The following is a 24,852-nucleotide window of genomic DNA, read 5'->3' on the forward strand; positions in this document are numbered from 1 at the left end:
ACAACCGGTGAGTGGCGATAATCATGCGTATATTCATAGCCCGCAGTGTAGCATACCCGCCCTGTCAGGCCGGGCGATAAAAGCCCGAAACGCCCTGTATTAAGCGTTTTGGGTCAGGTCGCTAACCGTGTAAAATAAGCACACTTTAGCAACTTCAAGAACCGCCATGTCTACACAAAAAGAACCGACCCCCGCCGCCTCCAATTTTATTCGTGCTATTGTTGATAGAGACCTTACCGAAGAAAAATATGCCGAAAAGAAATGGGCTGGTACGCCAGGCGATGCCGCGCATCACGCCACCGGACAAACCGATTTTGCTAAAATTCGCACCCGTTTTCCGCCCGAGCCGAATGGTTATTTGCACATCGGCCATGCCAAATCGGTGTTTCTCAACTTTGGGTTAGCGCGTGATTATGGCGGCATCTGTCATATGCGTTTTGACGACACCAACCCAGAAAAAGAAAGCCAGGAATATGTAGATAGCATCACTGAGATGGTGCGGTGGCTGGGCTTTGACTGGGACAATACGCGCCCGGATGGCAGCAAAGAAGACAATCTCTACTTTGCCAGCGATTATTTTGACTTTATGTATGCCGCTGCCGAGGCCTTGATTCAACGCGGACAAGCCTATGTCGATGCGCAAAGCGCCGATGAAATGCGTATCAACCGCGGCACGCTAACCGAGCCAGGTAAAAACTCGCCATTCCGCGACCGCAGTGCAGAAGAAAATCTGCGCATCTTCAGAGAAATGCGCGATGGTAAGCACGCCGATGGCAGCATGGTGTTACGCGCGAAAATTGATATGGCCTCGCCCAACATCAATATGCGTGACCCCGCGATTTACCGTATCCGCCGCGCCCACCACCACAACACCGGTGACAAATGGTGCATCTACCCTATGTACACCTTCGCGCATCCGATTGAGGATGCCCTGGAAACCATCACCCACTCCATCTGCACGCTAGAATTTGAAGACCAGCGCCCTTTCTACGATTGGCTGATGGACAATCTGGCTGATGCCGGAATGATTAACAAACCGGTGCCTTACCAATATGAATTTGCACGCCTCAACCTGACCTATGTTGTGCTCTCCAAGCGCAAGCTGATTCAGTTAGTCGAAGAAAAACATGTGACTGGCTGGGATGACCCACGCCTGCCTACCCTGGCCGGTGCTCGTCGCCGCGGTTACACGCCAGAAGGCTTTAAACTGTTTACAGACCGGATCGGCGTCTCCAAGGCAGACTCCTGGATTGATTACAGCATCCTCGAAGACTGCATGCGCGAAGTGCTCAACGAATCCGCACCGCGCAAAATCGGCGTACTCGACCCGATCAAACTGGTGATTGATAACTACCCTGAAGGTCAGGAAGAAGACTGCTACGCCCCTAACCACCCGCAAAACCCTGAGCTGGGCAAACGCGTGGTCAAACTCTCCAAAGAGCTGTGGATAGAGCGCGAAGACTTTATGGAAGAACCTTCCAAAGGCTACTTCCGCCTGTTCCCAGGCAATATGGTGCGTTTGCGTTACGGCTACGTGGTCAAATGCCTGAGCTGTGAAAAAGATGCGGCTGGCAACGTCACCACCGTACACTGCGAATACCTACAAGACACCAAGTCCGGCACGCCGGGTGCGGATAGCGTCAAGGTCAAAGGCAATATCCACTGGGTCAGCGCTAACCACGCTTACACCGCCGAAATCCGCCTGTACGACCGCCTGTTTAAAGACCCGCATCCAGGCAGCGGCGATAAAGACTTTTTGGATGACATTAACCCGGATTCTGTCAAAGTCATCACCGCCCAGCTTGAGCAAAGCGCCCAGGAAGCCAACCCAGGCGACAGCTACCAGTTTGAGCGTCATGGCTATTTTGTCGCCGACCGTAAAGACAGTGTGGCTGGGAAGCCGGTGTTTAACAGAACGGTGACATTGAAGGATACTTGGCAGAAATAATGGATAAGAGCCACGCCGATCATTCATCTTTGACTGATAATCGGGAACTCAGCTTGGATGAGCAAGCGTGGCTAACTATTTCCAAGCAACGTCTGGATGACATCCTTTCCAACAAAGTAAAAACCATCCCAGCCGAAGTCGTTTTTGAAAGAATTGACCAACTTCTAGGCCGATGAAAAAAGTCATCATTATTGCAGGTCCAAACGGCGCAGGAAAAACTACCTTTGCCCGTGAATACTTGCCTAATGAGGCCAATTGTCCAATCTTGCCGACCTGATTGCTGCTGGGTTGGCGCTCCCCGCCCCCTAAAACGACTGCTGATGGCCACAATACCCCAGCCCTACCAGTAAGCGTAGACTCAAAACAGGTTTAAAAAACTTACATCAGCTTTACAGCGCTCTATCAAATTCATGGTCTTTGTATGACAATTCAGCCAATGAACCTAAATTACTCTGACGAGGCGTAAATCTATGACTGAAAAAGAAAAGTTGATAGAAAAAAGTTTGAGGCCATTGATCAAGCCCTACGTCGCGCAGCTCAAAGCTGCAAAAACGCTAGCAGAGCAAACTGGTATACCTTATGTAGTTACTAAAAAATAAGGATGATAGCCTGCAACAACATGTCCTTAATTACTAAAGAATAATTTAAGCTAACTGTAAGTTCATCCGCGCTAATCGTCTATGCTCTCTCACAACCAAAAAATCTTTGAATTTCTCGAATACTATTGTCAGCTATCTGAATCACCTCAGTATGCTGTGCTTTTAAAAGGTGCTTGGGGTAGTGGAAAAACTCAATTTATCAATCAATTTATTGAGAAAAGAAATAGTCAATCTCTCAAAAGTCTTTTAGTGAGTACCTATGGTATGTCCTCTTTTAAGGATATAGAGGATGAATTTTTCAGATTACTCCACCCTAAATTATCTTCAAAAAAAGCAGTCCTCGCTGGCAAAGTTGTGAAAGGCTTTTTAAAGGGTGCCTTAAAGATCGACTTGAATAATGACGGTAGAGAGGATGGAACTATATCTCCCACCATACCTGATATTAATTTGCCAGATTATCTTACAAACTTAGAAGACTTTGTAATTGTTTTCGATGATTTAGAGCGAAGTAATATCAACATTCTTAAGCTTTTGGGCTACATAAATCATCTCGTTGAACATGGTGGTCACAAAGTTATTCTGATTGCTAATGAGGATGAAATCAGGAGTGAAGAGCAAATTAACAAAGATGATATCTCTTACCAGAGGGCTAAGGAAAAGTTAATTGGTAAAACTTTCGAACTACAACCAGAAACTGATATCGCTTTAAAAGCTTTCATTGATAAATATCCAGAGAATCAAAAAGAAATATTTACAAGACTCACGCCTGAAATTGTAAGAATATATAACCAGTCGCTTTATCAGAACTTGAGGCATATAAGACAAGCCCTTGATGATTTTTTGAGACTACTCAATTCTCTTCCTGAGAATTTAAAAAGCCATAATGATTTAATTCAAGCTTTGTTGACGAACTATCTGATATTTAGTTTTGAAATAAAAAGCGGGCATTTAAAACCAGCTCAATTAAGAAAACTAACCATGAGCGATTGGGTTTCTTTTATGAATGGCAAAGGAACTGAAGATCCGGAACAACCAATCTCAATAATTACCAAAAAATATCCTGACTTTTCTTTGTATGACCTTGTACTGAGTCTTGAACTATGGGAACAACTTTTTGAAAAAGGCATTTTCGATACAGAAAAACTAATATCTGAAGTTGAAAATAGTAAGTATTTTTTTACAGAAGATACTCCAACCTGGAAAAAGCTTTGGTATGCCTATGAACTCACTGATGAGGAAATCAAAAGCTATCTTGACATCGTTCACGAGGAGTTTGTGTCATTTAAGCATCATGAAGTTGAGGTTTTTTTACATATTTTTGGCAATCTATTATTTTTGTCTGAATGCAAAATATATCCAAAATCAAGAGCTCAGATTCTTAAACTTGGGAAGAAATATATTGATCATTTGAAAAAGAATAATTTATTAGCTATTCAAGCTGATAATTTAAAAAGTCATTTCGCTCAAGAGTCCTCCCATAACCTAGGGTATCAGGAAAGAGACTCCGCAGAATTCAAAGAAATATACGAGTACTTAATCGAAAAAATTAACCAAGCTGTACTTGATGACTATCCACAAGTTGCAAATTATTTACTTGATCTAATGAGCAGCGATAATTTTAAATTTTGCCAACACCTTCAATTAAACAATGATAAAGATAATCTTTATTACAAAATTCCAATCCTAATTTACATTGATCCTCGGAGGTTTGCTAACAAATTCATTTCCTTATCTCAAAGGAATAAATGGAATATTGAAAGTTTACTAAAGAATAGATATGGATTCGTTGACTTCAATCAGGAGTTAAAAGACGAAGCCGACTGGCTGGTAAAGGTCGCAAGAATTTTTACTACTGAAGCAAATAAACATCCTAAGACTATGAAGAAAAGAAATTTATTGATAGCCGCACAAACTTTTAAAGCTGCTGCAGAACATCTAAGAAATTAATTACAAAAGCATAAAATGAATCTTGAGTTAAAAAATTCAAATCGGTTACTAAACCACGGCCCTACAACCATCATCACCTCCGCCCATGCAGACAAACGAAACATCATGGCCGCCGCCTGGGTCTGCGCTTTAGACTTTAATCCACCCAAAGTCACAGTCGTGATAGACAGCAAAACCTACACGCGTGAACTGATGGAAGCAGAAGGGACTTTTGCCATCAACCTGCCCTGCGTCAAGCAAATCGAGATGGTAAAAAAGGTGGGGAGTATCAGCGGCCGTGATTTGCCAGGCGCAGACAAGTTTTCTGAATACGGCATTGAAACCTTTGCTGCAGACAAGATCAGCGCGCCACTGGTGAAGGATTGCGTGGCGTGGCTGGAATGCAAAATCATCCCCGAGCCGCATAACCAGAACACTTACGATTTGTTTATTGCTGAAGTGATCGCGGCGCATGCTGATGAGCGTGTATTTTCTGACGGCCGCTGGCATTTTGAAGGGCATGACGACTTGCGTACGATACACCATATTGCGGGTGGCGTATTCTTTGCCACGGGCCAAGCCTACTAATCTCTAAACTCATGCAAAAAATCAGCCCTGCCCTGTTGGTCAGGGCTTTTTTATTGCCTGCGATCTTGTTAAAAGTTGAAACTTTTTATTTTAAATTGATGTCAATTTATTAGCCTGTAGTTGAAATAGGGGTATTACAGGCCTGATATCCCGCTTATTTCCCTCGCGGAAAACATGGATGCAAGCAGCATCTTTCAATCTAATGGACGTGAAGTCCTGCAGCATTTTTCATCATGATCAATTGCAGTTGCCAGGCCTGAGGTGCAATTGCCTTGCTTTGTGGTGAGCCAGTGGAGGTACACATGCGTGTGAATAAAAAAGAACCCTCAGAATCCTTGTACGTGTTGCTAATCAGCGTACATGGTTTGATTCGTGGCCAGCAACTTGAGCTGGGCGTGGATGCCGATACCGGCGGGCAATGCACTTATGTACTGGATTTGGCAAATGCGTTGGCGGAGCATCCGCAAGTCGGCAAGGTCGACCTGATGACGCGGTTGATCGACGACCCGCAGGTGGCGAGCGATTATGCGCAGCCTGAAGAGAAACTCAGCGATAAGGCGCGTATTATCCGCTTTCCATGCGGGCCCAAGCGCTATATCCGCAAAGAGTTGTTATGGCCACATCTGGATCAGATGGTGGACCGTTGCCTACACTATTTACGCCAACAAGGCCGCTTGCCAGATGTGATCCATTCCCACTATGCCGACGCCGGCTATGTGGGCCGCCAGTTGTCTATGCTGCTGGGCATTCCGCTCATTCATACTGGCCATTCACTGGGCAAACCCAAGCAGGCGCGGCTGCTTTCCAGTGGCCGCAAGGCAGACAAGATTGAAAAGCAGTTTAATTTTGAGCGACGCATTGCCGAGGAGGATGCGCTGATTCAACATGCTTCGATGATCGTGACCAGCACACGTCAGGAGGTTGAGCTGCAATATGGCATGTATGCGCAAGCCGATCATCAGCGATTCCGCGTGATCCCGCCCGGTACAGATACATCGCGCTTTTCGCCGCCAGGCCGCCGAGCAATACCAGCAACGCTGGAGCAAAGTATCCATCGCTTTTTGCATGACCCGAAAAAGCCGATGATTTTGTGTATTTGCCGGCCCGAGGTGCGCAAAAACATCAAGGGCTTGCTAGCAGCTTATGGCAGCCACCCGGCGCTGCAAAAGAAGGCTAACCTGGTGCTGGTCGCCGGTAGCCGAGAGCGCATTCGAGACCTGGAAAAATCGCAGGCACAGGTGTTGAATGAATTGCTGCTGGATATTGATGCCTATGACTTATGGGGCAAAGTAGCGATTCCCAAAAGTCATGCGCAAGAAGATATCCCAGAGCTGTACCGCATGGCGGCCAAAAGCCGTGGCGTATTTATCAACGCTGCCTTTACTGAGCCTTTTGGGCTGACCTTGCTCGAAGCTGCGGCTTGCGGCCTGCCGGTGATTGCGCCAGATGATGGTGGTCCTCGCGATATTCTGGCCAATTGTCATCATGGCTTGCTGGTAGACACACTCGATAGCGATGCGATTGCTGCCGCCCTGCTCTCAGCTCTCACGGATAAAGCACGCTGGCGCAAATGGGCCAAGAGCGGCGTCTTGAACGTCAAACGCCATTACACCTGGGCGGGTCATGTGAACAAATATGTCAGAGAGGTACACCAACTGCTAAGAAAACAACGCAAAAATCTGCGCAAGCAGCAAGTCGCGCTGCATCAAGGCAAGTCACCGATCCCGCTGGCAAAATATGCATTTATCACAGACATAGACAACACCTTGCTTGGCAACCAACAGGGGCAGCTTGACCTGGTGGAATGGCTGGTGGCCAATGTCGGCTATAACATTTTTGGCATCGCCACCGGGCGCCCGCTGGAGAGTGCGATTGAAATATTGCGTAAAAACAATATTCCTATCCCGGATGTGCTCATTACCTCCGTCGGCTCGGAAATTCACTATGGGCTCAACCGCACGCCAGATATCGGCTGGGCTAACCATATCCGCCATTTATGGCGACGTGATGACTTGCTAAAAGCGTTAGCGGAGTTGCCTGGGCTACGTCTGCAATCTGCTGAAAATCAGCGTGAATTCAAAATTTCTTATGTGGTGGATGCCAGCAAGATGCCGCCTGTGAAAAAAATCCGCCAGCATCTGCGCAAGCAGGGGCTGCACGCGCAAATCATTTATTCACACGGTGAGTTTCTGGATATCTTGCCGGTTCGCGCTTCCAAAGGCCATGCCATCCGCTATTTGTCTTACAAATGGGATTTGCCACTGGCCAACTTCTTGGTGGCAGGCGACTCTGGCAATGATATTGAGATGCTGATGGGCGACACCATGGCCGTCGTAGTGGGTAACCATAGCGAAGAATTGGCACATTTAAAAGGCATGCCACGGATCTTTTTTGCCGAGGCCACGCATGCGCACGGCATTCTGGAGGGCATGCGCCATTATAAATTTGGCAGCGCAACAGCCTGAAATAATCAGATCAACAAGGACCTCGATACATGTACGAACAAATTTCCCACGCGGTATTGAACGAGATTCTGTCTTCGTTCAAACAACCGGCTGGCAAAGACTGGCACTATTTTTATACCCGGCTGGGTGCTAACTTTTACGCCATTTATTCGCTGTTTCAGCATCTTTATGGTCAGCGCGAAGACTTTAAGCCACAACTGGGGCGGCTGGTGGAGGTGCTGGCGACACAATATGCACAGCGCGCGCCACATTTGCGCGCAAAAGACCTGGAGCGCGAAAAAAACCATGACTGGTTTATGCAGCAAAAGTGGGTAGGCATGGCGCTCTACAGCCAGGGCTTTGCGGGCAGCCTGGCCAATATGCGTGACAAGCTGCCCTATATGCAAGATCTCGGCATCAACCTCGTCCATATCATGCCGATTTGTGACTGTCCGGCGCATGAGAATGATGGCGGCTATGCAGTACGCGACTTCAGGAAAGTGGATGCGCGGCACGGCACGATGGAGGATTTGGAACACTTGATTGCCGCCATGCAGCAGTGCGGAATCCTGCTAACGCTGGATGTGGTGGTCAACCATACCTCAGATGAGCATGCCTGGGCGCAACAAGCCAAACAAGGCAACCAGACCTATCAGGATTATTACTTCATGTATCCTGACCGCACGCTGCCTGACTTGTTTGAAAGCGCCATGCCGGAAGTGTTTCCTGAACAGGCCCCAGGCAGTTTTACCTTTAACGCAGACACCGGCAAATGGGTGATGACGGTCTTTAATCATTACCAGTGGGACCTCAACTACACCAACCCTGCTGTGTTCATTGAGATGGTGGACATCATCCTGTTTTGGGCAAACAAGGGCGTAGATATTCTACGGCTGGATGCCGTAGCGTTTTTGTGGAAAAAAATCGGTAGCAGTTGCCAGAACGAGCGCGAAGCCCACCTGATTTTGCAATTGCTCAAGGATTGTTGCCAGATTGCAGCCCCCGGTGTGATCTTTATTGCCGAGGCGATAGTTTCGCCGACAGAAATTATCAAATACTTTGGTGAAGATGCCATCAACGCCAAGGAATGTGAAATTGCATATAACGCCACATTTATGGCACTGCTTTGGGATGCAGTCGCCACCAAACGTACCGTATTACTGACCAAGGGCGTGGAGGACTTGCCGGAAAAACTGGACCGCGCAACCTGGCTCAATTATGTGCGCTGCCATGATGATATTGGTCTGGGCTTTAGTGATAAAGCCATTATCGAAGCCGGATTTGAACCGGTGTCACATCGCCGCTTTTTGGTCGATTATTACACCGGACATTACCCTGAATCGAATGCACGCGGCTTTGCCTTTGGCGTCAACAAAAAAACCGGCGATGCCCGCATATCTGGTGCGCTGGCGTCACTGGCCGGGCTGGAAATGGCCCTGCAAACACAGGACCCACTGGCAATTGAAAATGCGATCAAAACCATCGTCTTGTTGCATAACCTGATTTTGTCGTTTGGCGGAATCCCGCTGATTTACTATGGCGATGCGGTTGGTACGCTTAATAACGACAGTTATCTGCAAGATGAAAACAAAATGCACGACAACCGCTGGGTACACAGACCGACACTGGACTGGGAGGTGATGGCGCGTCGTCACCAGCCAGGCACCGTCGAACAACGGATTTTCAGCCAGATCAAGCAACTGATTGCGATCCGCAAGGAGACTTCAGCCTTTGCCGATTTAAACAACCGCGCGCTGATTACACAAGACAATCCGCACCTGTTCGCCTTCCACCGCTATGTGCCATCGGGCATGCATGCCAACGTGGTGGTAATCGCCAACTTTGCCACACAAGCGCAGCAGGTCAACCTGCAGCCGTTTAAGCAACGCGGCCTGTTTAAAGCCAGGATGATGACGGATTTATGTAGTGGTTCAACGATCTCCACCGAGCAGGAGACTCTAGAAATCCCGACCCTGACCGCTTACTGGCTATCCAGTTAGTGCATTTACTTTATTGATCGAAAGGAGTGTTTGACACCATGTCTTGGTTTACATACTTAGGAATAGAGCAACCTGCGGAAATACTGGCGCTGGTAAAAACCCTGCTGCGTATTTTTTTCATTATTGGCGTGGCTTATTTTCTCAACCGGCTGAGCAAAAGCCTGATTGTGAAACTCAGGGATAAGCTCAACTCCAGGCAAGTAGATAATCTGGAAGAGATTAAACGCCTCAACACGCTCAGCATGGTGCTGCGGTATATCGTCACCACCGTGATTCTGGCGATTACCGTGGTTGAAATCCTGCATGAGCTTGGGATTTCGATTGCTCCGGTACTGGCGGCAGCCGGGGTCGTTGGTTTGGCAGTGGGCTTTGGCGCACAGAGCTTGGTCAAAGATTATTTTAATGGCTTTTTTCTGCTACTCGAAAACCAGATTCGCAAAGATGATGTCGTGGAAATTGCCGACAAAGCTGGCTTGGTGGAAGAAATTACGCTGCGTTATGTGAAGATGCGCGATTACGAAGGCAATGTGCATTATGTGCCCAATGGCCAGATCACCACGGTAACCAATCGCTCACGCGACTTTGCCTATGCCGTGATGGATATCCGGGTGGCGTATGACGAAAACCTCAGTAAAGTGATGCAAATCATGCATGAAGTGGGTGCCAGTATTGTGCAGGATGCCGAGCTGGCTAATAAAGTATTGGATAAGCTGGAAATTGCCGGGGTGGACAATCTGGCCGAGTCCGCCGTCATCATCCGCTGTCGCATCAAGGTACGGCCGCTGGAACAATGGACAGTCAAGCGCGCTTATTTACAGCGGATTAAGAATGCCTTTGATGCGCAACAGATTGAAATTCCGTTCCCACAACTCACGGTCTATCAAAATCAGCTGGCGGCCTAAGACGGCTGCTTGCAAAGGAGCCAAGAGCCACTCAGGCGGCCAGTTGACGAATCACTGCTGCCAGTTGCTCTGCCTGCGCTTGTACCAACGCCTGGTTTAGGCCCTCCACCATCACGCGGATTTTGGGCTCAGTGCCAGAAGCACGTAACAAGACCCTGCCCTCACCTTTGAGCGCCGTCTCGGCTTGCTGCACGGCGGTTTGCACGGCCGCCTGGTTCAAGTCCAGCTTTTGTTTGGTGGTTACATTAATCAACACCTGCGGATATAGCGTCAGGTCAGCACCCAGCTGTTGCAAGGACTTGCCGCTTTCACGCAAGGACTGCAACACCTGCAGGGCAGCAATAATCGCATCACCACTCGAGTGTTTATCCAGCGTGAGGATATGGCCAGAATTCTCCCCGCCCAGTTTCCAGTTTTTTTCCTGCAACAGCTCCAACACATAGCGGTCGCCGACATTGGCACGGCCAAACGGAATCTGATGCTTTTGCAAGGCGTGTTCCAGGGCCAAATTTGTCATGAGGGTACCGGCCACGCCGCCCTTGAGTTTGCCTTTGGCATACAGGCCCATGGCAATAATATAAAGTAACTGGTCACCATCCAGCAGCTTACCTGCACCATCGACCATCATGACACGGTCGCCATCGCCATCAAAGGCAATGCCTAAATCTGCCTGATGTTCCACCACGGCTTTTTGCAGGGCTTGCGGGTGAGTGGAACCCACCTGCTCGTTAATATTGAGGCCATCAGGATGATTGCCTATAGCGATGACGTCTGCCCCCAACTCATGGAACACCGGCGGCGCGACATGGTAGGTGGCGCCATGCGCACAATCGAGCACAATTTTGAGGCCACGCAGATCAAGGTGATTGGGAAACGTGCTTTTACAGAATTCGACATAGCGGCCCGCTGCGTCATCGACACGCTTCGCTTTGCCCAGTTGCGCGGAATCCATGACCTGCATGGGCTGAGCCAGCGCGGCCTCAATCGCATACTCGATCTCGTCCGGTAACTTGGTGCCCTGTGCAGAGAAAAACTTGATCCCGTTATCATAATAAGGGTTGTGTGAAGCAGAAATCACAATGCCGGCCTGCGCACGCAAGGCACGCGTTAGATAAGCCACGGCAGGCGTCGGCATGGGGCCAGTCAGCAGCACATCCACCCCAGCAGCAGACAATCCGGCCTCCAGGGACGCTTCCAGCATATAGCCAGAAATCCGCGTATCTTTGCCTATCAGTACCGTGGGGCGTTTACCCGCAGGCAAGTGTTCATGGCTGGCCAGTACACGTCCGGCTGCATAGCCCAAGCGCATGACAAACTCTGGCGTAATCACCGACTCTCCAACGCGTCCGCGAATGCCATCTGTACCGAAATATTGCTTACCCATGTGTGTATCCTTTAATCGTTATGCTTGTGTATGGTCATGCTGAGCTGGCTATTTAAGTGCAGCAACCACCTTGAGGGCTTCAACCGTTGCCTTGACATCGTGCACGCGTAACAGATGTGCCCCTTGCATGGCACTAATTACGGCAGCAGCTACACTGGCGTGCAATCTGGCGTCGACATCGTTGCCCGTCATTTGTCCCAATACCGATTTACGCGACAGGCCAACCAGCAATGGGCAGCCCAGCTCGCTAAACTCAGGTAAAGCCTTGGCCAGGGCAATATTGTGCGCGCGGGTTTTACCAAAGCCAAAGCCTGGATCCAGCATAATCCGGTCTTGGGCGATGCCTGCCGCCAGACACATATCACGCTGGGTCTGCAAAAACAGTTTCACCTCCACCACCACATCCTCATAGCGAGGATCCAGCTGCATGGTTTGCGGCATGCCTTGCATATGCATGATGCAAACACCAGCATCGCTCTTTGCAACCACCTCAAGCGCGCCAGGTTCCTGCAAGCCTCTTACATCATTGACGATGCTTGCGCCAGCCGCAATCGCGGCCTGCATCACGGCAGGCTTATAAGTATCAATGGAGATCGGAACGGGAATATCGCGTGCGACCAGGGCCTCTATTACCGGCACCACGCGTTGTAATTCTTCGGTCAGGGAGACTGGCGTCGCATTAGGCCGCGTAGACTCACCACCGATATCGAGCACCGCGGCGCCTTGTTCGATCAATGTCAAGGCATGATGCACCGCGGCATCCACCTGCTGGAATTGACCGCCATCGGAAAAGGAGTCCGGCGTAACATTGACGATACCCATGACTTGGGGCTGGTCAAAATTGAGACGAAAACGTCCACAATGAAAGAGCATAGGTCATTGATTTCCAAAAAAACAAAGGCTGGCAAAAGCCAGCCTTGTTATTTTAACTGAAAGCCAGGTTGTCACAAACCTGTGGCCAACCTGAACCTCAATCTTAGTTAGGCTTTAGGTCTCAGTATCATCGCCTTTTGCCGTTGGTTGCGGTGCCGGGTTTACCATGGTGCCCGAACCACTGCCGCCAGAACTGATGGTAGGTCCATTTTTCTGCTTGGGTGGACGCACTGGCAAACCAGCCATAATGTCATTGACCTGATCAGCATCAATGGTTTCGAACTCCATCAAGGCTTTAGTCATCGCCTCCACTTTGTCGCGGTTATCTTCAAGCAATTTGCGCGCAATCGCATATTGCTCATCCAGGATACGGCGAATTTCAGCATCGACTTTTTGCTGCGTGGCTTCTGAGACGGTCCGTGAAGACATACTGCCCATCCAGGAATCCTGCTCGCTACCTGCATAGACCATGGTCCCCAGCGAATCGGACATCCCGAACTTGGTCACCATGTCACGAGCCATTTTTGTCGCACGCTCAAAGTCATTCGAAGCGCCGGTAGACATCTGATGCATGAAAATTTCTTCAGCAATCCGGCCACCAAACAGAATCGAAATATCTTCCAGCATTTTGTCCTTGTAATTGCTGATACGGTCATGCTCAGGCAACTGCCATGTCAAGCCCAGCGCCCAGCCACGCGGCATAATGGTGACCTTGTGCACAGGATCCGCTTTCGGCAGCAACTTGGCAACCACCGCATGCCCGGACTCATGATAGGCCGTATTCAAACGCTCCTCTTCACGCATCACCATAGACTTGCGCTCTGGCCCCATGAAGATTTTGTCTTTGGCATCCTCAAAATCTTGCATATCTACCGTGCGTTTATTACGACGTGCAGCGAACAACGCCGCTTCGTTGACCAGGTTAGCCAGATCAGCACCACTAAAGCCTGGTGTACCACGGGCAAGAATATCCGCTCTAACATCTGGATCAATGGGCACTTTACGCATATGAACATTGAGGATTTGCTCACGACCTTTGATGTCTGGCAAGCCGACCATGACCTGACGGTCAAAACGGCCAGGACGCAATAATGCTTTATCCAGAACATCGGCACGGTTGGTTGCTGCAATCACGATCACACCAGAATTGGCCTCAAAACCATCCATCTCAACCAACATCTGGTTCAACGTTTGCTCGCGCTCATCGTTACCGCCACCCGTACCGGCACCGCGGTGACGACCGACCGCATCAATCTCATCAATAAATACGATACAAGGGGAGTTCTTTTTGGCGGTTTCAAACATGTCACGCACACGCGCAGCACCCACGCCAACAAACATTTCCACAAAGTCAGAGCCAGAGATACTGAAGAATGGGACTTTGGCTTCACCGGCAATCGCACGGGCCAGCAATGTCTTACCGGTCCCAGGCGGGCCTACCATCAATACGCCACGCGGGATGCGGCCACCCAGTTTCTGAAACTTGCTAGGATCCTTCAAGAATTCAACCAACTCAGCCACTTCTTCTTTGGCTTCATCGCAACCGGCCACATCAGCAAATGTGGTGCTGTTGTTGGATTCATCCAGTTGACGTGCCTTGCTCTTGCCGAACGAGAATGGGCCACCGCCCTTGCCGCCACCTTGCATCTGGCGCATGAAGAAAATCCAGACACCGATCAAGAGAATCATAGGAAACCAGGAGACAAAAATGCTCATAAGCATGGATTCATGCTCTTCTGGTTTGGCTTCTACGATAACGTTATTTTTAAGCAGGTCTGATACCAACCATGGATCGGAAGGCGAGAATGTCTCATAGTTTTTGCCCTCGTTGGTAGTCACATGCAAGGAGCGACCATCAATCTGCACCTTGGCTACGCGGCCATCCTTGACCTCTTGCATGAACTGAGAGTAAACCACCTGGCCACTGCTTCTTCCCGTGCCGCTAAATTGATTAAATACCGTCATCAGCAACAAGGCAATTGCTACCCAAATCGCGATATTCTTCAGTAGATTATTCAAAGTGGTTCCTTAACTTTAAAAACGAAAGGCAGGGAGAATCCCTAAGAAAATAATGGAGGCAAAGCCTATAATTTCAAGCCTTCAATGGCATTGTATACCCATTTTTTTGCTTGTGCGATCAAACTAAACGCAAAAAAGCATTGCAATTCAAGCTTTTCGCTGCAAGCCCAGCAGATACACTTCACTGCTACGATCACGCGAGGCTTTAGGTTTACGTGTGACTACTTTGGCAAACTGGCCACGCATTTGTTTCACAATTTCCTCAAAGCCACTGCCGATAAAGACTTTGACCAGAAAGTTGCCGCCCGGTTTCAACCAATGCTGACAAAAATCCAGGGCGAGTTCCGTCAAATACGTCGCCCCTGCCTGGTCAACATCTTTGAGTCCGCTCATGTTAGGCGCCATGTCGGCAATCACCAGATCGACCAGCTTGCCATTCAGCGAGGCCTCCAATTGCTGCAGTACCGTTTCTTCGCGAAAATCACCGCAAATAAATTCCACACCGGGAATCGGATGCATCTCCAGAATATCCAGTGCAATCACGCGTCCCTGGCCTTTGATGCGCTGGACCGCGACCTGTGACCAGCTGCCAGGTGTAGACCCCAGATCCACTACAGTCATGCCAGGCTTGATCAATTTATCTTTATCGTCAATTTCGAGCAGCTTATAAGCAGCGCGGGCACGGTAGCCGTCTTTTTGTGCACGCTTGACGAATTCGTCATTGAGATGCTCTTGCATCCAAGCTTTACTGGTTTTGGAGGGTTTCATAGGGGGAATTCCTGCTTCATGCTAAAATGCGGTCTGTTTTCAAGGAATATTTTGCATGCAATTAAACAGCAAACAAATCGCTTATTTACGTGGTCTGGCACACAATTTAAATCCGGTAGTCATGATAGGCAACAATGGCCTGACAGACGCGGTACTCAAGGAAATTGAGGTCAGCCTCAATGCCCACGAGCTTATCAAAGTGCAAGTGGCGGGCGATGACCGCGATTTGCGTAAATCATTACTCGAAGAGATCGCCGAAAAAGCGGGCGCCATCGCCGTGCACCATATCGGCAAACAACTGGTGTTTTATCGCGCCAGCGAAACCGTGAAAGCCTCAGCGAAGATCGTGATCCCCAAGCTGTAATCACGTTCACAAACACGCCTGATACAAAAAACGCGCATTCTTTTGCGCGTTTTTTTATTGGCCTCAGTTCGACTTGACCACCAACCAGACGCCTAACAAACACTCAATCATATAAGCAATACTCGCCACACCATGCCAGGTTTTAAAGCGGCTGGCGAACACACTTTGCATCACATCGTTTGGCAGAGCGCTGGCTTTGAGCTGAGCCAATAATGGCTGGATGCCAAACTCGCCAATCAGGACCAGTATCCACATGATGAGGATCACCCAGAACAGGCCTTGCTTGAATGCGGAAAAACCGTCACTCGCCAACCGCTGGATCAACAACCACAAGCCGCTGACAAGCCCAATGTAGCTGACAATGGTAAACAACTTTCCTGCGACGTTTCCGGCCAGCATATGGTCAGGAATGGTTTTGAACAGCACACTGGCGGTGATGGCGGTCATCCACAAAGCCCCCACCCACAACGTAAGTAAGACCGGGTTTAACCATCCGGTGAGTCCTGATTGCTTGGCCATCGCTGCTACGCTCCTATTTTCTGCTATTCACGCATCCCAGATGATTCAATCGCAAGGACTAAACGTAGAGTACCTCAATAATTTCGTACTCTTTCACGCCGCCTGGAGACTGGACTTCAACGACTTCACCCTCAGACTTGCCAATCAGGCCACGTGCAATTGGCGAACTGACCGAGATTTTGCCATTTTTGATATCCGCTTCGTCCTCACCCACGATCTGGTAGGTTTTGGCATCGCCAGAATCCAGATCTTCAAACCTGACGGTTGCGCCAAACACCACACGACCCTCTGCATTGAGCATGGTTGGATCAATAATCTGCAGGTTGGACAATTTCGCCTCCAGTTCGGCGATACGGCCTTCTATAAAGCTCTGCCGTTCTTTGGCTGACTCATACTCTGCGTTCTCAGACAAGTCGCCTTGTGCCCGCGCTTCAGCGATCGCCTGGATAATATTGGGTCTATCCACCGCGCGCAAACGTTGTAGTTCTTCTTTGAGCAATTCTGCACCTTTCACGGTGACAGGAATCTGATTGACTGCCATGATGAAAATACCTTCAAAAAATGAGTATAAAAAAAATAAACCACACCCGAATGAGCGTGGCTTATTTAAATATCAACTAAGCCTAGTGTATGTTAACCAAGGCGTTTGTGCAAGTCTTGCACCGAGTAGACATCCATATCTTTGCTTTGTGCCATGCCTATACAAGCGGCACGCGCACCCGCCAGGGTCGTGTAATAAGTCACCTTGTTTTGAAGCGCGCTGCGGCGAATCTCATACGAGTCAGTAATCGCCTTTTTGTCTTCTGTGACATTGACAATCAAACTGATCTCATCGTTCTTGATCATGTCGACAATATGCGGACGGCCTTCAGCGACTTTGTTCACCGGTGTCACCTCCAGACCTTGCTCGGCCAGTGCACGCGCTGTGCCTTTGGTCGCCACTAGCGTGAAACCGAGTTTAACCAGGTCCTGCGCAATGTCGATCACTTTTTTGTGATCTTCGTTACGTACGCTGATAAAAGCTCTACCCCCGGTAGGCATCTTCACAGAGGCCCCCAATTGTGACTTCACAAAAGCCTCGGCAAAGGTGTTTCCTACGCCCATCACTTCACCGGTCGATTTCATTTCTGGGCCCAGGATGGTATCCACGCCCGGAAACTTGATGAAGGGGAACACAGCTTCTTTCACCGAGTAATAAGGCGGAATCACTTCTTTGGTCACGCCTTGAGATTTCAGCGTCTGACCTGCCATGCAACGTGCCGCAATTTTGGCCAGTTGCAAGCCACAGGCTTTGGACACAAATGGCACGGTACGGGATGCGCGCGGGTTAACTTCCAGCACATACACCACATCGCCCTGCCCACTGTTCTGCACGGCAAACTGTACGTTCATCAGGCCTTTCACACCCAGCGCTTTGGCCATTTGCACAGTTTGTCTGCGCAACTCATCTTGCAGGTCGTCGCTCAGGCTGTAAGGAGGCAGTGAGCAGGCAGAGTCACCAGAGTGCACACCGGCTTGTTCCACGTGCTGCATGATGCCACCGATCAACACATCTTCACCGTCGCTCAAAGCATCCACGTCTACTTCAATCGCATCGTTCAGGAAGCGGTCCAGCAGGACGGGAGATTCATTAGATACCTTAACCGCTTCACGCATGTAGCGCTCCAACTGGCTTTGCTCATGCACGATTTCCATCGCGCGGCCACCCAGAACATAAGAAGGGCGCACCACCAACGGGTAACCGATTTCAGTCGCAAGGCGAATTGCCTCTTCTGGCGCACGCGCTGTGCGGTTCGGCGGCTGCTTCAGGTTCAGGCTATGCAGCATTTGCTGGAAGCGTTCACGGTCTTCTGCACGGTCAATCGCATCTGGCGTGGTCCCAATGATAGGCACGCCAGCTTTTTCGAGGTCACGCGCCAGCTTGAGCGGGGTTTGGCCGCCATACTGCACAATCACGCCCACCGGTTTTTCGATGTTGACGATTTCGAGTACGTCTTCCAGTGTCACCGGCTCAAAGTAGAGACGGTCAGAGGTGTCGTAATCGGTAGAGACGGTTTCAGGGTTACAGTTGACCATAATGGTTTCGTAACCATCTTCACGCATGGCAAACGCCGCGTGCACACAGCAATAGTCAAACTCGATGCCCTGACCAATGCGGTTAGGACCACCGCCCAACACCATGATTTTTTTCTTGTCCGACGGATTGGACTCGCACTCTTCCTCATAGGTCGAGTACATATAAGCCGTGTTGGTGGCAAACTCAGCCGCACAGGTATCTACGCGCTTATAGACCGGACGCACATTAAGCGCCTGACGGAAAGCACGCACTGCATGCTGGTCTGTACTCAACAGCTTGGCCAGTCGACGGTCAGAGAAGCCTTTACGTTTGAGGCGGAACAGGGTCTCTTTGGTCAAATCCCCCAGCGACTTGCCTGACAATGACAATTCGAGTTTGATGATTTCTTCAATCTGCACCAGGAACCAGCGGTCGATTTTGGTGATATCAAACACTTCATCCACACTCATGCCCAAACGGAAGGCGTCCGCCACGTACCAGATACGCTCAGGACCGGGCTCACCCATTTCCTTGACGATACGGTCTTTGTCATCGGTGACCGAATCCAGACCATCCACACCGACTTCCAGACCGCGTAACGCTTTCTGGAAAGACTCCTGGAAGCTACGACCCATGGCCATGACTTCACCCACAGATTTCATCTGTGTCGTCAAGCGGCTATCCGCCTGCGGAAATTTCTCAAACGCAAACCGTGGCACTTTAGTGACCACATAGTCAATCGATGGCTCAAATGAAGCCGGGGTCTGACCGCCGGTGATTTCATTACGCAACTCGTCGAGCGTAAAACCCACCGCCAGTTTGGCCGCGACTTTGGCAATCGGAAAGCCTGTTGCTTTGGAGGCCAACGCAGATGAGCGCGACACCCGCGGGTTCATCTCAATCACAATCATGCGGCCATCGTTCGGGTTGATGGCAAACTGCACGTTAGAACCACCGGTATCGACCCCGATCTCACGCAATACGGCCAATGAGGCATTACGCATGATCTGGTATTCTTTGTCGGTCAGGGTTTGTGCTGGCGCAACAGTAATACTGTCACCGGTATGCACGCCCATAGGATCCAGGTTTTCAATCGAACAGATAATGATGCAGTTGTCCGCTTTGTCGCGTACCACTTCCATCTCGTATTCTTTCCAGCCCAGCAGCGACTCTTCGATCAGCAACTCGTTGGTTGGGGAGGCATCCAGGCCGCGCTCGCAAATGGCGATAAATTCTTCGCGATTGTAGGCGATGCCACCACCACTGCCGCCCATGGTGAACGAAGGGCGAATAATCGCCGGATAACCAATCGTGGCCTGCACTTGCAAGGCTTCTTCGAGGCTGTGTGCAATCGCTGAACGTGCAGAACCCAGGCCAATTTTGGTCATTGCTTCTTTAAACTTTTGGCGGTCTTCGGCTTTATCAATCGCCTCTTTAGTCGCGCCGATCAGTTCCACATTGTATTTCTGCAAGACGCCATGCTTGTCCAGATCGAGGGCACAGTTCAATGCCGTTTGCCCACCCATGGTTGGCAGCAAGGCATCAGGACGCTCTTTTTCAATAATTTTTTCGACGATTTGCCAGGTAATGGGCTCGATGTAAGTCGCATCTGCCATTTCCGGGTCAGTCATGATGGTGGCTGGATTGGAGTTGACCAAAATGACCCGGTAACCCTCTTCCCGCAAGGCTTTACAGGCTTGGGCGCCAGAGTAATCAAACTCACAGGCTTGACCAATGACAATCGGACCTGCACCGATAATCAGAATACTTTTAATGTCGGTTCTTTTTGCCATTAGATGGACTTTCTTTCTTGCATTAACTGGATAAAGCGGTCAAACAACACGCTCATTTCTTGCGGGCCTGGGCTGGCTTCCGGGTGTCCCTGGAAGCTAAAGGCGGGCTTGTCTGTACGCGCGATCCCTTGCAGGCTGCCATCAAACAATGACACATGCGTCACTTTGACATTGGCAGGCAGCGTCGCCGGGTCAGCCGCAAAACCATGGTTCTGGCTGGTGATATACACACGCTTGCTTTCCACATCCTGTACCGGATGGTTGGCACCGTGATGACCAAATTTCATTTTCAGGGTTTTTGCACCACTGGCCAATGCCAGCAACTGGTGGCCCAGACAGATCCCAAAGGTGGGAATGCCTGAATCCACCAAGTTTTTGATCGCTTTAATTGCGTAATCACATGGCTCAGGATCACCAGGGCCGTTAGACAGGAAAATGCCATCTGGCTGATAGGCCAAGGCTTGTTCGGCAGTTGCCTGGGCCGGCAAAACGGTGACTTTACAGCCACGTGAAACCAGCATGCGCAGAATGTTGCGTTTCACACCATAGTCAAATGCCACTACATGAAACTGTTGCTCAGCCGATTTGCTAAAGCCCGCGCCTAATTGCCATTCCTGCTCGGTAAACTCATAGGCTTGTGTACAGCTCACCACTTTAGCCAGATCCATCCCGGCAAGCCCAGGGAAGCCCTGTGCATGGGCCAATGCCTGTGCCTCATCCACATGCTCACCCGCCATAATACAGCCGGCTTGCGCACCCTTCTCACGCAAAATACGGGTCAACTTGCGCGTATCGATATCAGCAATCGCCACTACATTGTTGGTCTTGAGATAATCGGAAAGATTTTGTTCACTGCGGAAATTGCTTTCCAATAAGGGCAGGTCACGAATAATCAGACCCGCAGCATAGACTTTGCCAGATTCCACATCTTCGCTATTGGTACCATAGTTACCAATATGCGGATAAGTCAATGTGACAATTTGTTCGGTATAGGAAGGATCGGTAAGAATTTCCTGATAACCGGTGATGGAAGTATTGAACACCACCTCACCGACTGTATGACCGGAAGCGCCAATGCTCATGCCCTTAAAAACAGTTCCATCTGCTAACACTAAAATCGCTGGAATTGTTTTTGACACCTTTAGCTCCTTAAGTTTGAATCGAAACACATCTTTTGAAGGTCGCAACATGCCTGCGAGGGCCCTATGCAGCGGTGAGTAGATGTGCAAAACGGGAAAAGTTTTTTGGACTCTTCCCGTTCAGAATTGCGGCATTATAGCCTAGATTAAAGCCTCACTCAAGGGCGAGGTATTGTCAGAGGATGTTAAAGCATGATGATTGCCCGCGTGAAATCAGCGGCTTAACCATCAATTCTTGTCAAAGCCAAGCACATCTCGCATATCAAACAAACCGGCCTGTTGGGGTGCCAGAAACTTGGCAGCGCGCAACGCGCCCTGAGCAAAGGTCGCCCGGCTGGAGGCCTTGTGCGTTAACTCTACACGCTCACCCACACCAGCCAGGACCACCGTATGATCGCCCACCACATCGCCACCGCGCAGGGTTGCGAAGCCTATGGTGCCCGCTTCACGCTCACCAGTGACACCTTCACGCGCATACACGGCACAATCCTTCAGTGCCTTGTCTATGCCTTTGGCTGCGGCTTCGCCCAAGCGCAGTGCCGTGCCAGACGGCGCATCGACTTTATGGCGATGGTGCATTTCGACGACTTCGATATCGTAGCCTTGGTTCAATACGCGCGCGGCTTGTTCAACCAAGTTAATCAGCAAGGTGACACCCACGCTCATATTGGGCGCAAACACAATCCCGATATTTTTGGCAGCTGCCTCAATACTGACTTTCTCAGCCTCGCTAAACCCTGTGGTGCCAATCACCAGCTTCACCTGCGCCTGCTGACACGCTTGCAAATATTGCATACTGGCTTCAGGACGGGTGAAGTCCACCAGCACATCAGCCCCCTTCAATGCAGATTCAACATCAGAAGTAATTTTGACGCCACTCAACTTGCCAAACTGCTCACCAGCATCTCGACCAATCATGGCACTTTCAGCACGATCCAAGGCCGCATGCAGTTGCAAGCCAGGATCAGAAAAAACGCCTTCAAGCAGGGCATGCCCCATACGGCCAGACACGCCTGCAATCACTACTTTCAACATAACTCGCTCAACTTATTGTTTTATATACTATTTTAGAAAAACGGATTAAAAACCGATTTGCTCCAACACGCCATCCAGATGCTCTGCGCTGCCTTCTGGCGCCGTCACCTGTTGCTTGGTGGCTGGCAGTTCTGCACCATTGCCAGCACTTTCACGCACGATCAACCAGCGCTTGCTAGCGTTATCCAGCTTGAGCTGCAGACGTTTGACCATTTCGTCGCGATAGGCTTTAGAAGCATACTTCTGATTGAAGGTGACCACTGCACTATCCCCTTCCCGCGCCACACTCACATCAGTGATTTCGAGCGTGATTTTACCTTGCTGTGGAGACAGGCGTTTTTTACGTTGCGCCTCCCAGGCTCCGCGGCTAGGCACGCCTTCTGGCACAAACTCAGGCGAGTAAGCAGCAAAATAAGCATTCACATTTTTGTTTCGCCAAGCCTGCGCCCAGGCATCCACGGCCGCCTCTACACTGACTTCTGGGGTAGCGGCTGGAGGTTGTGTTGCCACTTCAGCCTGATCCATGGCAGGGGCAACCATCGGCGTCTCGGCCAACATCACCTTGGGCGTTGCTGCTACTGCAGCCACGGCTGGAATCGTTGCCGTACGCTCACGCGCAATTAACCAGCGTCTTTGGCTAGGCTCATAACGCATTTCAAGCGTCTTATTCAGCACATCTTTGTAAGTCTTGGCCGAATATTTTTGTTCAAATTGCACCACCGCAGAGACACCATCGCGCTGCACCACAATATTATTCAAGACCAGTGTGATTGGGCCCTGGCTGGGAGAAAGACGCTGCTTGCGTTGTGCCTCCCATGCCGCTTTGCTGGGCAAGTTTTCTGGCACAAAGTCAGGCGCGTAGGCGGCCAGATAGGTTTTAATATTCTTACTGCGCCAGGCCTGCGCCCAATTGGCGACTGCCTGATTAATCTCGGCATCACCGACAGCGGCAGAAGGCTCAGCAGCATTTTCTGCCACGGTCGCCACAGTATGCTCGGCTGGCTTGGCAAGCGCAGCTTCTGGTGGTAATACAGGCGTGACAGGTGCAGCCGCCAGACTTTCAGACTGAGGAGAGGCAGCGGGTTCAGCAACAACAGGCGCCACTGCAAGCGCGGCGGCAGGGCTGCTTGGCGTCACAGACTCTTTAGCTGTAGGCACTTGCGCAACCGCTTCTTTGACAGCTGGTTTTGAAACTGACGGTGGAGGTGGAGGCGGCAGCTCCGGTTCGGGTTCAGGTTCTGGCAACTGCTCCGCAATAAATGTAGGTGCTGGCTCGCTGGCTGCTTCTACTTTTGGGGCAACGCCTTTTTCAGTCACTTGATGCGCTTGTGCATCCGTCGCAGGCTGATTGGCTTCAGCCATATTGCCCTTGATCATTTCCTGTTCGGTAGGGATGACAGGCGCGACATATTCCCCCTCAGGAATATAAGGGATAACCTCGTCATCTTCAGTCATGTTGACTGTAGTCGGTGGTGAAGCTGGCTTAGCCACCGGCGCAACAGACAAGGGCTTGGTCTGCGGTTTAGGTGCGATTGATTTTTTGCTGTTTTTTGACTTAGGGGCAGCCTCAGCAACAGCAACGGTAGCGGCCGTCGCGGCGACCGCGGCCGATGGACTTACGCCAGGTGCATTTGCAGCAGAGGCAGGACTCGTGGTGGAAGCCGCGCTTGCTGCAGTATTCGATTCAGCCGCAGGTACTGCCACAGCAGGCGGCGCAGCATCCTGTTCAAAGACAGGTGGCGGCTCAACGGTGTCTGCAATTTGGGCCGCCATGGTTTTTTCATTCATGGCCTGTGTACTGGCCGCCAAAGCTGGAGTACTCGCCTCTGCCGGATTCGCTTTCACCATTTCTTGCGGAGTAGGGGCTGCCTTATATTCCCCCTCAGGGATATGCGGCACAATTTCCTCATCGGCCATCTGCTGCGGAGTGACGGCTGCTTGAACCTGCGTAGGAGACTCGGCAGTGACCACTTTATTGGCTGAGTCCGCTTTGGCTGGCTTAGCTTCCTTCGCTTGAGCATCACCCTCCCAGAATTTCAGCTTGTCCGCCCAGGACTCCTCTTTCGTTGCTTCAGCTTTTTTAACCGGAGCTTCTACAATGGTTTTGATGTCCGGGTTCTCTGCCGAAGGAATCACATCGCCACGCACAGCCACCAGGCTGTCCTTATCAAAATCCAGAATGACGCGACGTTTTTCAACAATTTGGCCTTGCTGGCGTAACTCGTAAAAATAGTCCCAGCGATTATCACTGAAACTATCTACGATGAGCGGTGTCCCCATAATGTAGCGGACTTGCGAACGGTTCATACCCGGCCGCAGTTGCATTAACATTTTTGAAGTCACCACATTGCCCTGCTGGATGTCCATCTTGAATGGTTTCATTGATGGAAGCTTGGCGCCGCACCCACTCTCCAGAGATGCGACAACCAACACAAATAAGATAGAATTACGCATTGGATTCACTTTATAATCGGTATATTCATTACATACATTAA

Annotated in this window: 19 protein-coding genes; 9 read left to right on the top strand and 10 right to left on the bottom strand. The window is 50.1% G+C overall.

The window, feature by feature from the left end; genetic code table 11:
* Positions 1–166: 166 nt before the first annotated feature.
* The 8 genes from GOC95_RS09935 (at position 167) to GOC95_RS09970 (ending at position 10,407) form a co-directional block, all read left to right on the top strand.
* Complete coding sequence (locus tag GOC95_RS09935) at positions 167–1,948, top strand: glutamine--tRNA ligase/YqeY domain fusion protein (RefSeq protein ID WP_275356913.1); 1,782 nt, start codon at positions 167–169, stop codon at positions 1,946–1,948.
* Positions 1,936–2,124: a hypothetical protein gene (locus GOC95_RS09940; protein ID WP_194747111.1), complete on the top strand. Its 189-nt coding sequence runs from the start codon at positions 1,936–1,938 to the stop codon at positions 2,122–2,124. The genes GOC95_RS09935 and GOC95_RS09940 overlap by 13 nt, the downstream gene beginning before the upstream one ends.
* Before the next feature lie 294 nt (positions 2,125–2,418).
* Positions 2,419–2,547: a hypothetical protein gene (locus GOC95_RS09945; protein ID WP_275356914.1), complete on the top strand. Its 129-nt coding sequence runs from the start codon at positions 2,419–2,421 to the stop codon at positions 2,545–2,547.
* 81 nt (positions 2,548–2,628) lie between these two features.
* Positions 2,629–4,494 (top strand): P-loop NTPase fold protein, encoded by a 1,866-nt coding sequence (locus GOC95_RS09950; protein ID WP_275356915.1) that lies wholly within the window; start codon positions 2,629–2,631, stop codon positions 4,492–4,494.
* Between the two features lie 15 nt (positions 4,495–4,509).
* Positions 4,510–5,061, top strand: coding sequence for a flavin reductase family protein (locus GOC95_RS09955; RefSeq protein ID WP_275356916.1), 552 nt, complete (start codon positions 4,510–4,512; stop codon positions 5,059–5,061).
* 302 nt (positions 5,062–5,363) lie between these two features.
* A complete protein-coding gene (locus GOC95_RS09960) occupies positions 5,364–7,526 on the top strand; it encodes an HAD-IIB family hydrolase (protein ID WP_275356917.1) in 2,163 nt (720 codons plus the stop codon).
* Between the two features lie 29 nt (positions 7,527–7,555).
* The gene (locus GOC95_RS09965; RefSeq protein WP_275356918.1) at positions 7,556–9,505 is read left to right on the top strand and encodes an alpha-amylase family protein; all 1,950 of its coding nucleotides are present in this window, start codon (positions 7,556–7,558) and stop codon (positions 9,503–9,505) included.
* 38 nt (positions 9,506–9,543) lie between these two features.
* On the top strand, positions 9,544–10,407 hold the full coding sequence (locus GOC95_RS09970; protein WP_275356919.1) for a mechanosensitive ion channel family protein: 864 nt from the start codon (positions 9,544–9,546) through the stop codon (positions 10,405–10,407).
* Positions 10,408–10,438: 31 nt separating this feature from the next.
* On the opposite strand, the gene glmM is transcribed toward GOC95_RS09970, so the two are convergent.
* The 4 genes from glmM to rlmE form a co-directional block, all read right to left on the bottom strand.
* Positions 10,439–11,791, bottom strand: coding sequence for a phosphoglucosamine mutase (gene glmM, locus GOC95_RS09975; RefSeq protein WP_275356920.1), 1,353 nt, complete (start codon positions 11,789–11,791; stop codon positions 10,439–10,441).
* Positions 11,792–11,839: 48 nt separating this feature from the next.
* Positions 11,840–12,664, bottom strand: coding sequence for a dihydropteroate synthase (gene folP / locus GOC95_RS09980; protein WP_194747118.1), 825 nt, complete (start codon positions 12,662–12,664; stop codon positions 11,840–11,842).
* Positions 12,665–12,778: 114 nt separating this feature from the next.
* Positions 12,779–14,683 carry an ATP-dependent zinc metalloprotease FtsH gene (ftsH, locus tag GOC95_RS09985; protein WP_194747119.1) on the bottom strand — a complete coding sequence of 635 codons (1,905 nt, stop codon included), beginning with the start codon at positions 14,681–14,683 and terminating at the stop codon, positions 12,779–12,781.
* Positions 14,684–14,830: 147 nt separating this feature from the next.
* Positions 14,831–15,451 (bottom strand): 23S rRNA (uridine(2552)-2'-O)-methyltransferase RlmE, encoded by a 621-nt coding sequence (gene rlmE, locus GOC95_RS09990; RefSeq protein WP_194747120.1) that lies wholly within the window; start codon positions 15,449–15,451, stop codon positions 14,831–14,833.
* A gap of 55 nt (positions 15,452–15,506) precedes the next feature.
* Here rlmE and yhbY point away from each other — a divergent pair, with 55 nt between their 5' ends.
* Complete coding sequence (gene yhbY / locus GOC95_RS09995) at positions 15,507–15,815, top strand: ribosome assembly RNA-binding protein YhbY (RefSeq protein ID WP_275356921.1); 309 nt, start codon at positions 15,507–15,509, stop codon at positions 15,813–15,815.
* Positions 15,816–15,878: 63 nt separating this feature from the next.
* Here yhbY and GOC95_RS10000 read toward each other — a convergent pair whose 3' ends face one another.
* The 6 genes from GOC95_RS10000 to bamE all read right to left on the bottom strand — a co-directional run bounded on the left by GOC95_RS10000 (position 15,879) and on the right by bamE (position 24,739).
* Complete coding sequence (locus GOC95_RS10000; protein WP_194747122.1) at positions 15,879–16,334, bottom strand: DUF4149 domain-containing protein; 456 nt, start codon at positions 16,332–16,334, stop codon at positions 15,879–15,881.
* A 58-nt stretch (positions 16,335–16,392) separates the two neighbouring features.
* Positions 16,393–16,875, bottom strand: a complete 483-nt coding sequence (gene greA, locus GOC95_RS10005) for a transcription elongation factor GreA (protein WP_275356923.1) — start codon at positions 16,873–16,875, stop codon at positions 16,393–16,395.
* A 92-nt stretch (positions 16,876–16,967) separates the two neighbouring features.
* The gene (gene carB / locus GOC95_RS10010; protein ID WP_194747124.1) at positions 16,968–20,183 is read right to left on the bottom strand and encodes a carbamoyl-phosphate synthase large subunit; all 3,216 of its coding nucleotides are present in this window, start codon (positions 20,181–20,183) and stop codon (positions 16,968–16,970) included.
* Positions 20,183–21,322, bottom strand: coding sequence for a glutamine-hydrolyzing carbamoyl-phosphate synthase small subunit (gene carA / locus GOC95_RS10015; RefSeq protein ID WP_275356924.1), 1,140 nt, complete (start codon positions 21,320–21,322; stop codon positions 20,183–20,185). The genes carB and carA overlap by 1 nt, the downstream gene beginning before the upstream one ends.
* A 228-nt stretch (positions 21,323–21,550) precedes the next feature.
* Positions 21,551–22,357, bottom strand: a complete 807-nt coding sequence (dapB, locus tag GOC95_RS10020; protein WP_275356925.1) for a 4-hydroxy-tetrahydrodipicolinate reductase — start codon at positions 22,355–22,357, stop codon at positions 21,551–21,553.
* A gap of 45 nt (positions 22,358–22,402) precedes the next feature.
* Positions 22,403–24,739: an outer membrane protein assembly factor BamE gene (bamE, locus tag GOC95_RS10025; protein WP_275356926.1), complete on the bottom strand. Its 2,337-nt coding sequence runs from the start codon at positions 24,737–24,739 to the stop codon at positions 22,403–22,405.
* Positions 24,740–24,852 lie beyond the last annotated feature (113 nt).

This window comes from Methylophilus sp. YYY-1, assembly GCF_029132825.1.
GTDB lineage: Bacteria > Pseudomonadota > Gammaproteobacteria > Burkholderiales > Methylophilaceae > Methylophilus > Methylophilus glucosoxydans.

Excerpts from the sequence above, each read along its gene's own strand:
- GOC95_RS09935 (WP_275356913.1), top strand. The coding sequence starts at position 167 with ATGTCTACACAAAAAGAACCGACCCCCGCCGCCTCCAATTTTATTCGT.
- GOC95_RS09945 (WP_275356914.1), top strand. The coding sequence starts at position 2,419 with ATGACTGAAAAAGAAAAGTTGATAGAAAAAAGTTTGAGGCCATTGATC.
- GOC95_RS09950 (WP_275356915.1), top strand. The coding sequence starts at position 2,629 with ATGCTCTCTCACAACCAAAAAATCTTTGAATTTCTCGAATACTATTGT.
- GOC95_RS09955 (WP_275356916.1), top strand. The coding sequence starts at position 4,510 with ATGAATCTTGAGTTAAAAAATTCAAATCGGTTACTAAACCACGGCCCT.
- GOC95_RS09960 (WP_275356917.1), top strand. The coding sequence starts at position 5,364 with ATGCGTGTGAATAAAAAAGAACCCTCAGAATCCTTGTACGTGTTGCTA.
- GOC95_RS09965 (WP_275356918.1), top strand. The coding sequence starts at position 7,556 with ATGTACGAACAAATTTCCCACGCGGTATTGAACGAGATTCTGTCTTCG.
- GOC95_RS09970 (WP_275356919.1), top strand. The coding sequence starts at position 9,544 with ATGTCTTGGTTTACATACTTAGGAATAGAGCAACCTGCGGAAATACTG.
- glmM (WP_275356920.1), bottom strand. The coding sequence starts at position 11,791 with ATGGGTAAGCAATATTTCGGTACAGATGGCATTCGCGGACGCGTTGGA.
- folP (WP_194747118.1), bottom strand. The coding sequence starts at position 12,664 with ATGCTCTTTCATTGTGGACGTTTTCGTCTCAATTTTGACCAGCCCCAA.
- rlmE (WP_194747120.1), bottom strand. The coding sequence starts at position 15,451 with ATGAAACCCTCCAAAACCAGTAAAGCTTGGATGCAAGAGCATCTCAAT.
- yhbY (WP_275356921.1), top strand. The coding sequence starts at position 15,507 with ATGCAATTAAACAGCAAACAAATCGCTTATTTACGTGGTCTGGCACAC.
- GOC95_RS10000 (WP_194747122.1), bottom strand. The coding sequence starts at position 16,334 with ATGGCCAAGCAATCAGGACTCACCGGATGGTTAAACCCGGTCTTACTT.
- greA (WP_275356923.1), bottom strand. The coding sequence starts at position 16,875 with ATGGCAGTCAATCAGATTCCTGTCACCGTGAAAGGTGCAGAATTGCTC.
- carB (WP_194747124.1), bottom strand. The coding sequence starts at position 20,183 with ATGGCAAAAAGAACCGACATTAAAAGTATTCTGATTATCGGTGCAGGT.
- dapB (WP_275356925.1), bottom strand. The coding sequence starts at position 22,357 with ATGTTGAAAGTAGTGATTGCAGGCGTGTCTGGCCGTATGGGGCATGCC.
- bamE (WP_275356926.1), bottom strand. The coding sequence starts at position 24,739 with ATGAAACCATTCAAGATGGACATCCAGCAGGGCAATGTGGTGACTTCA.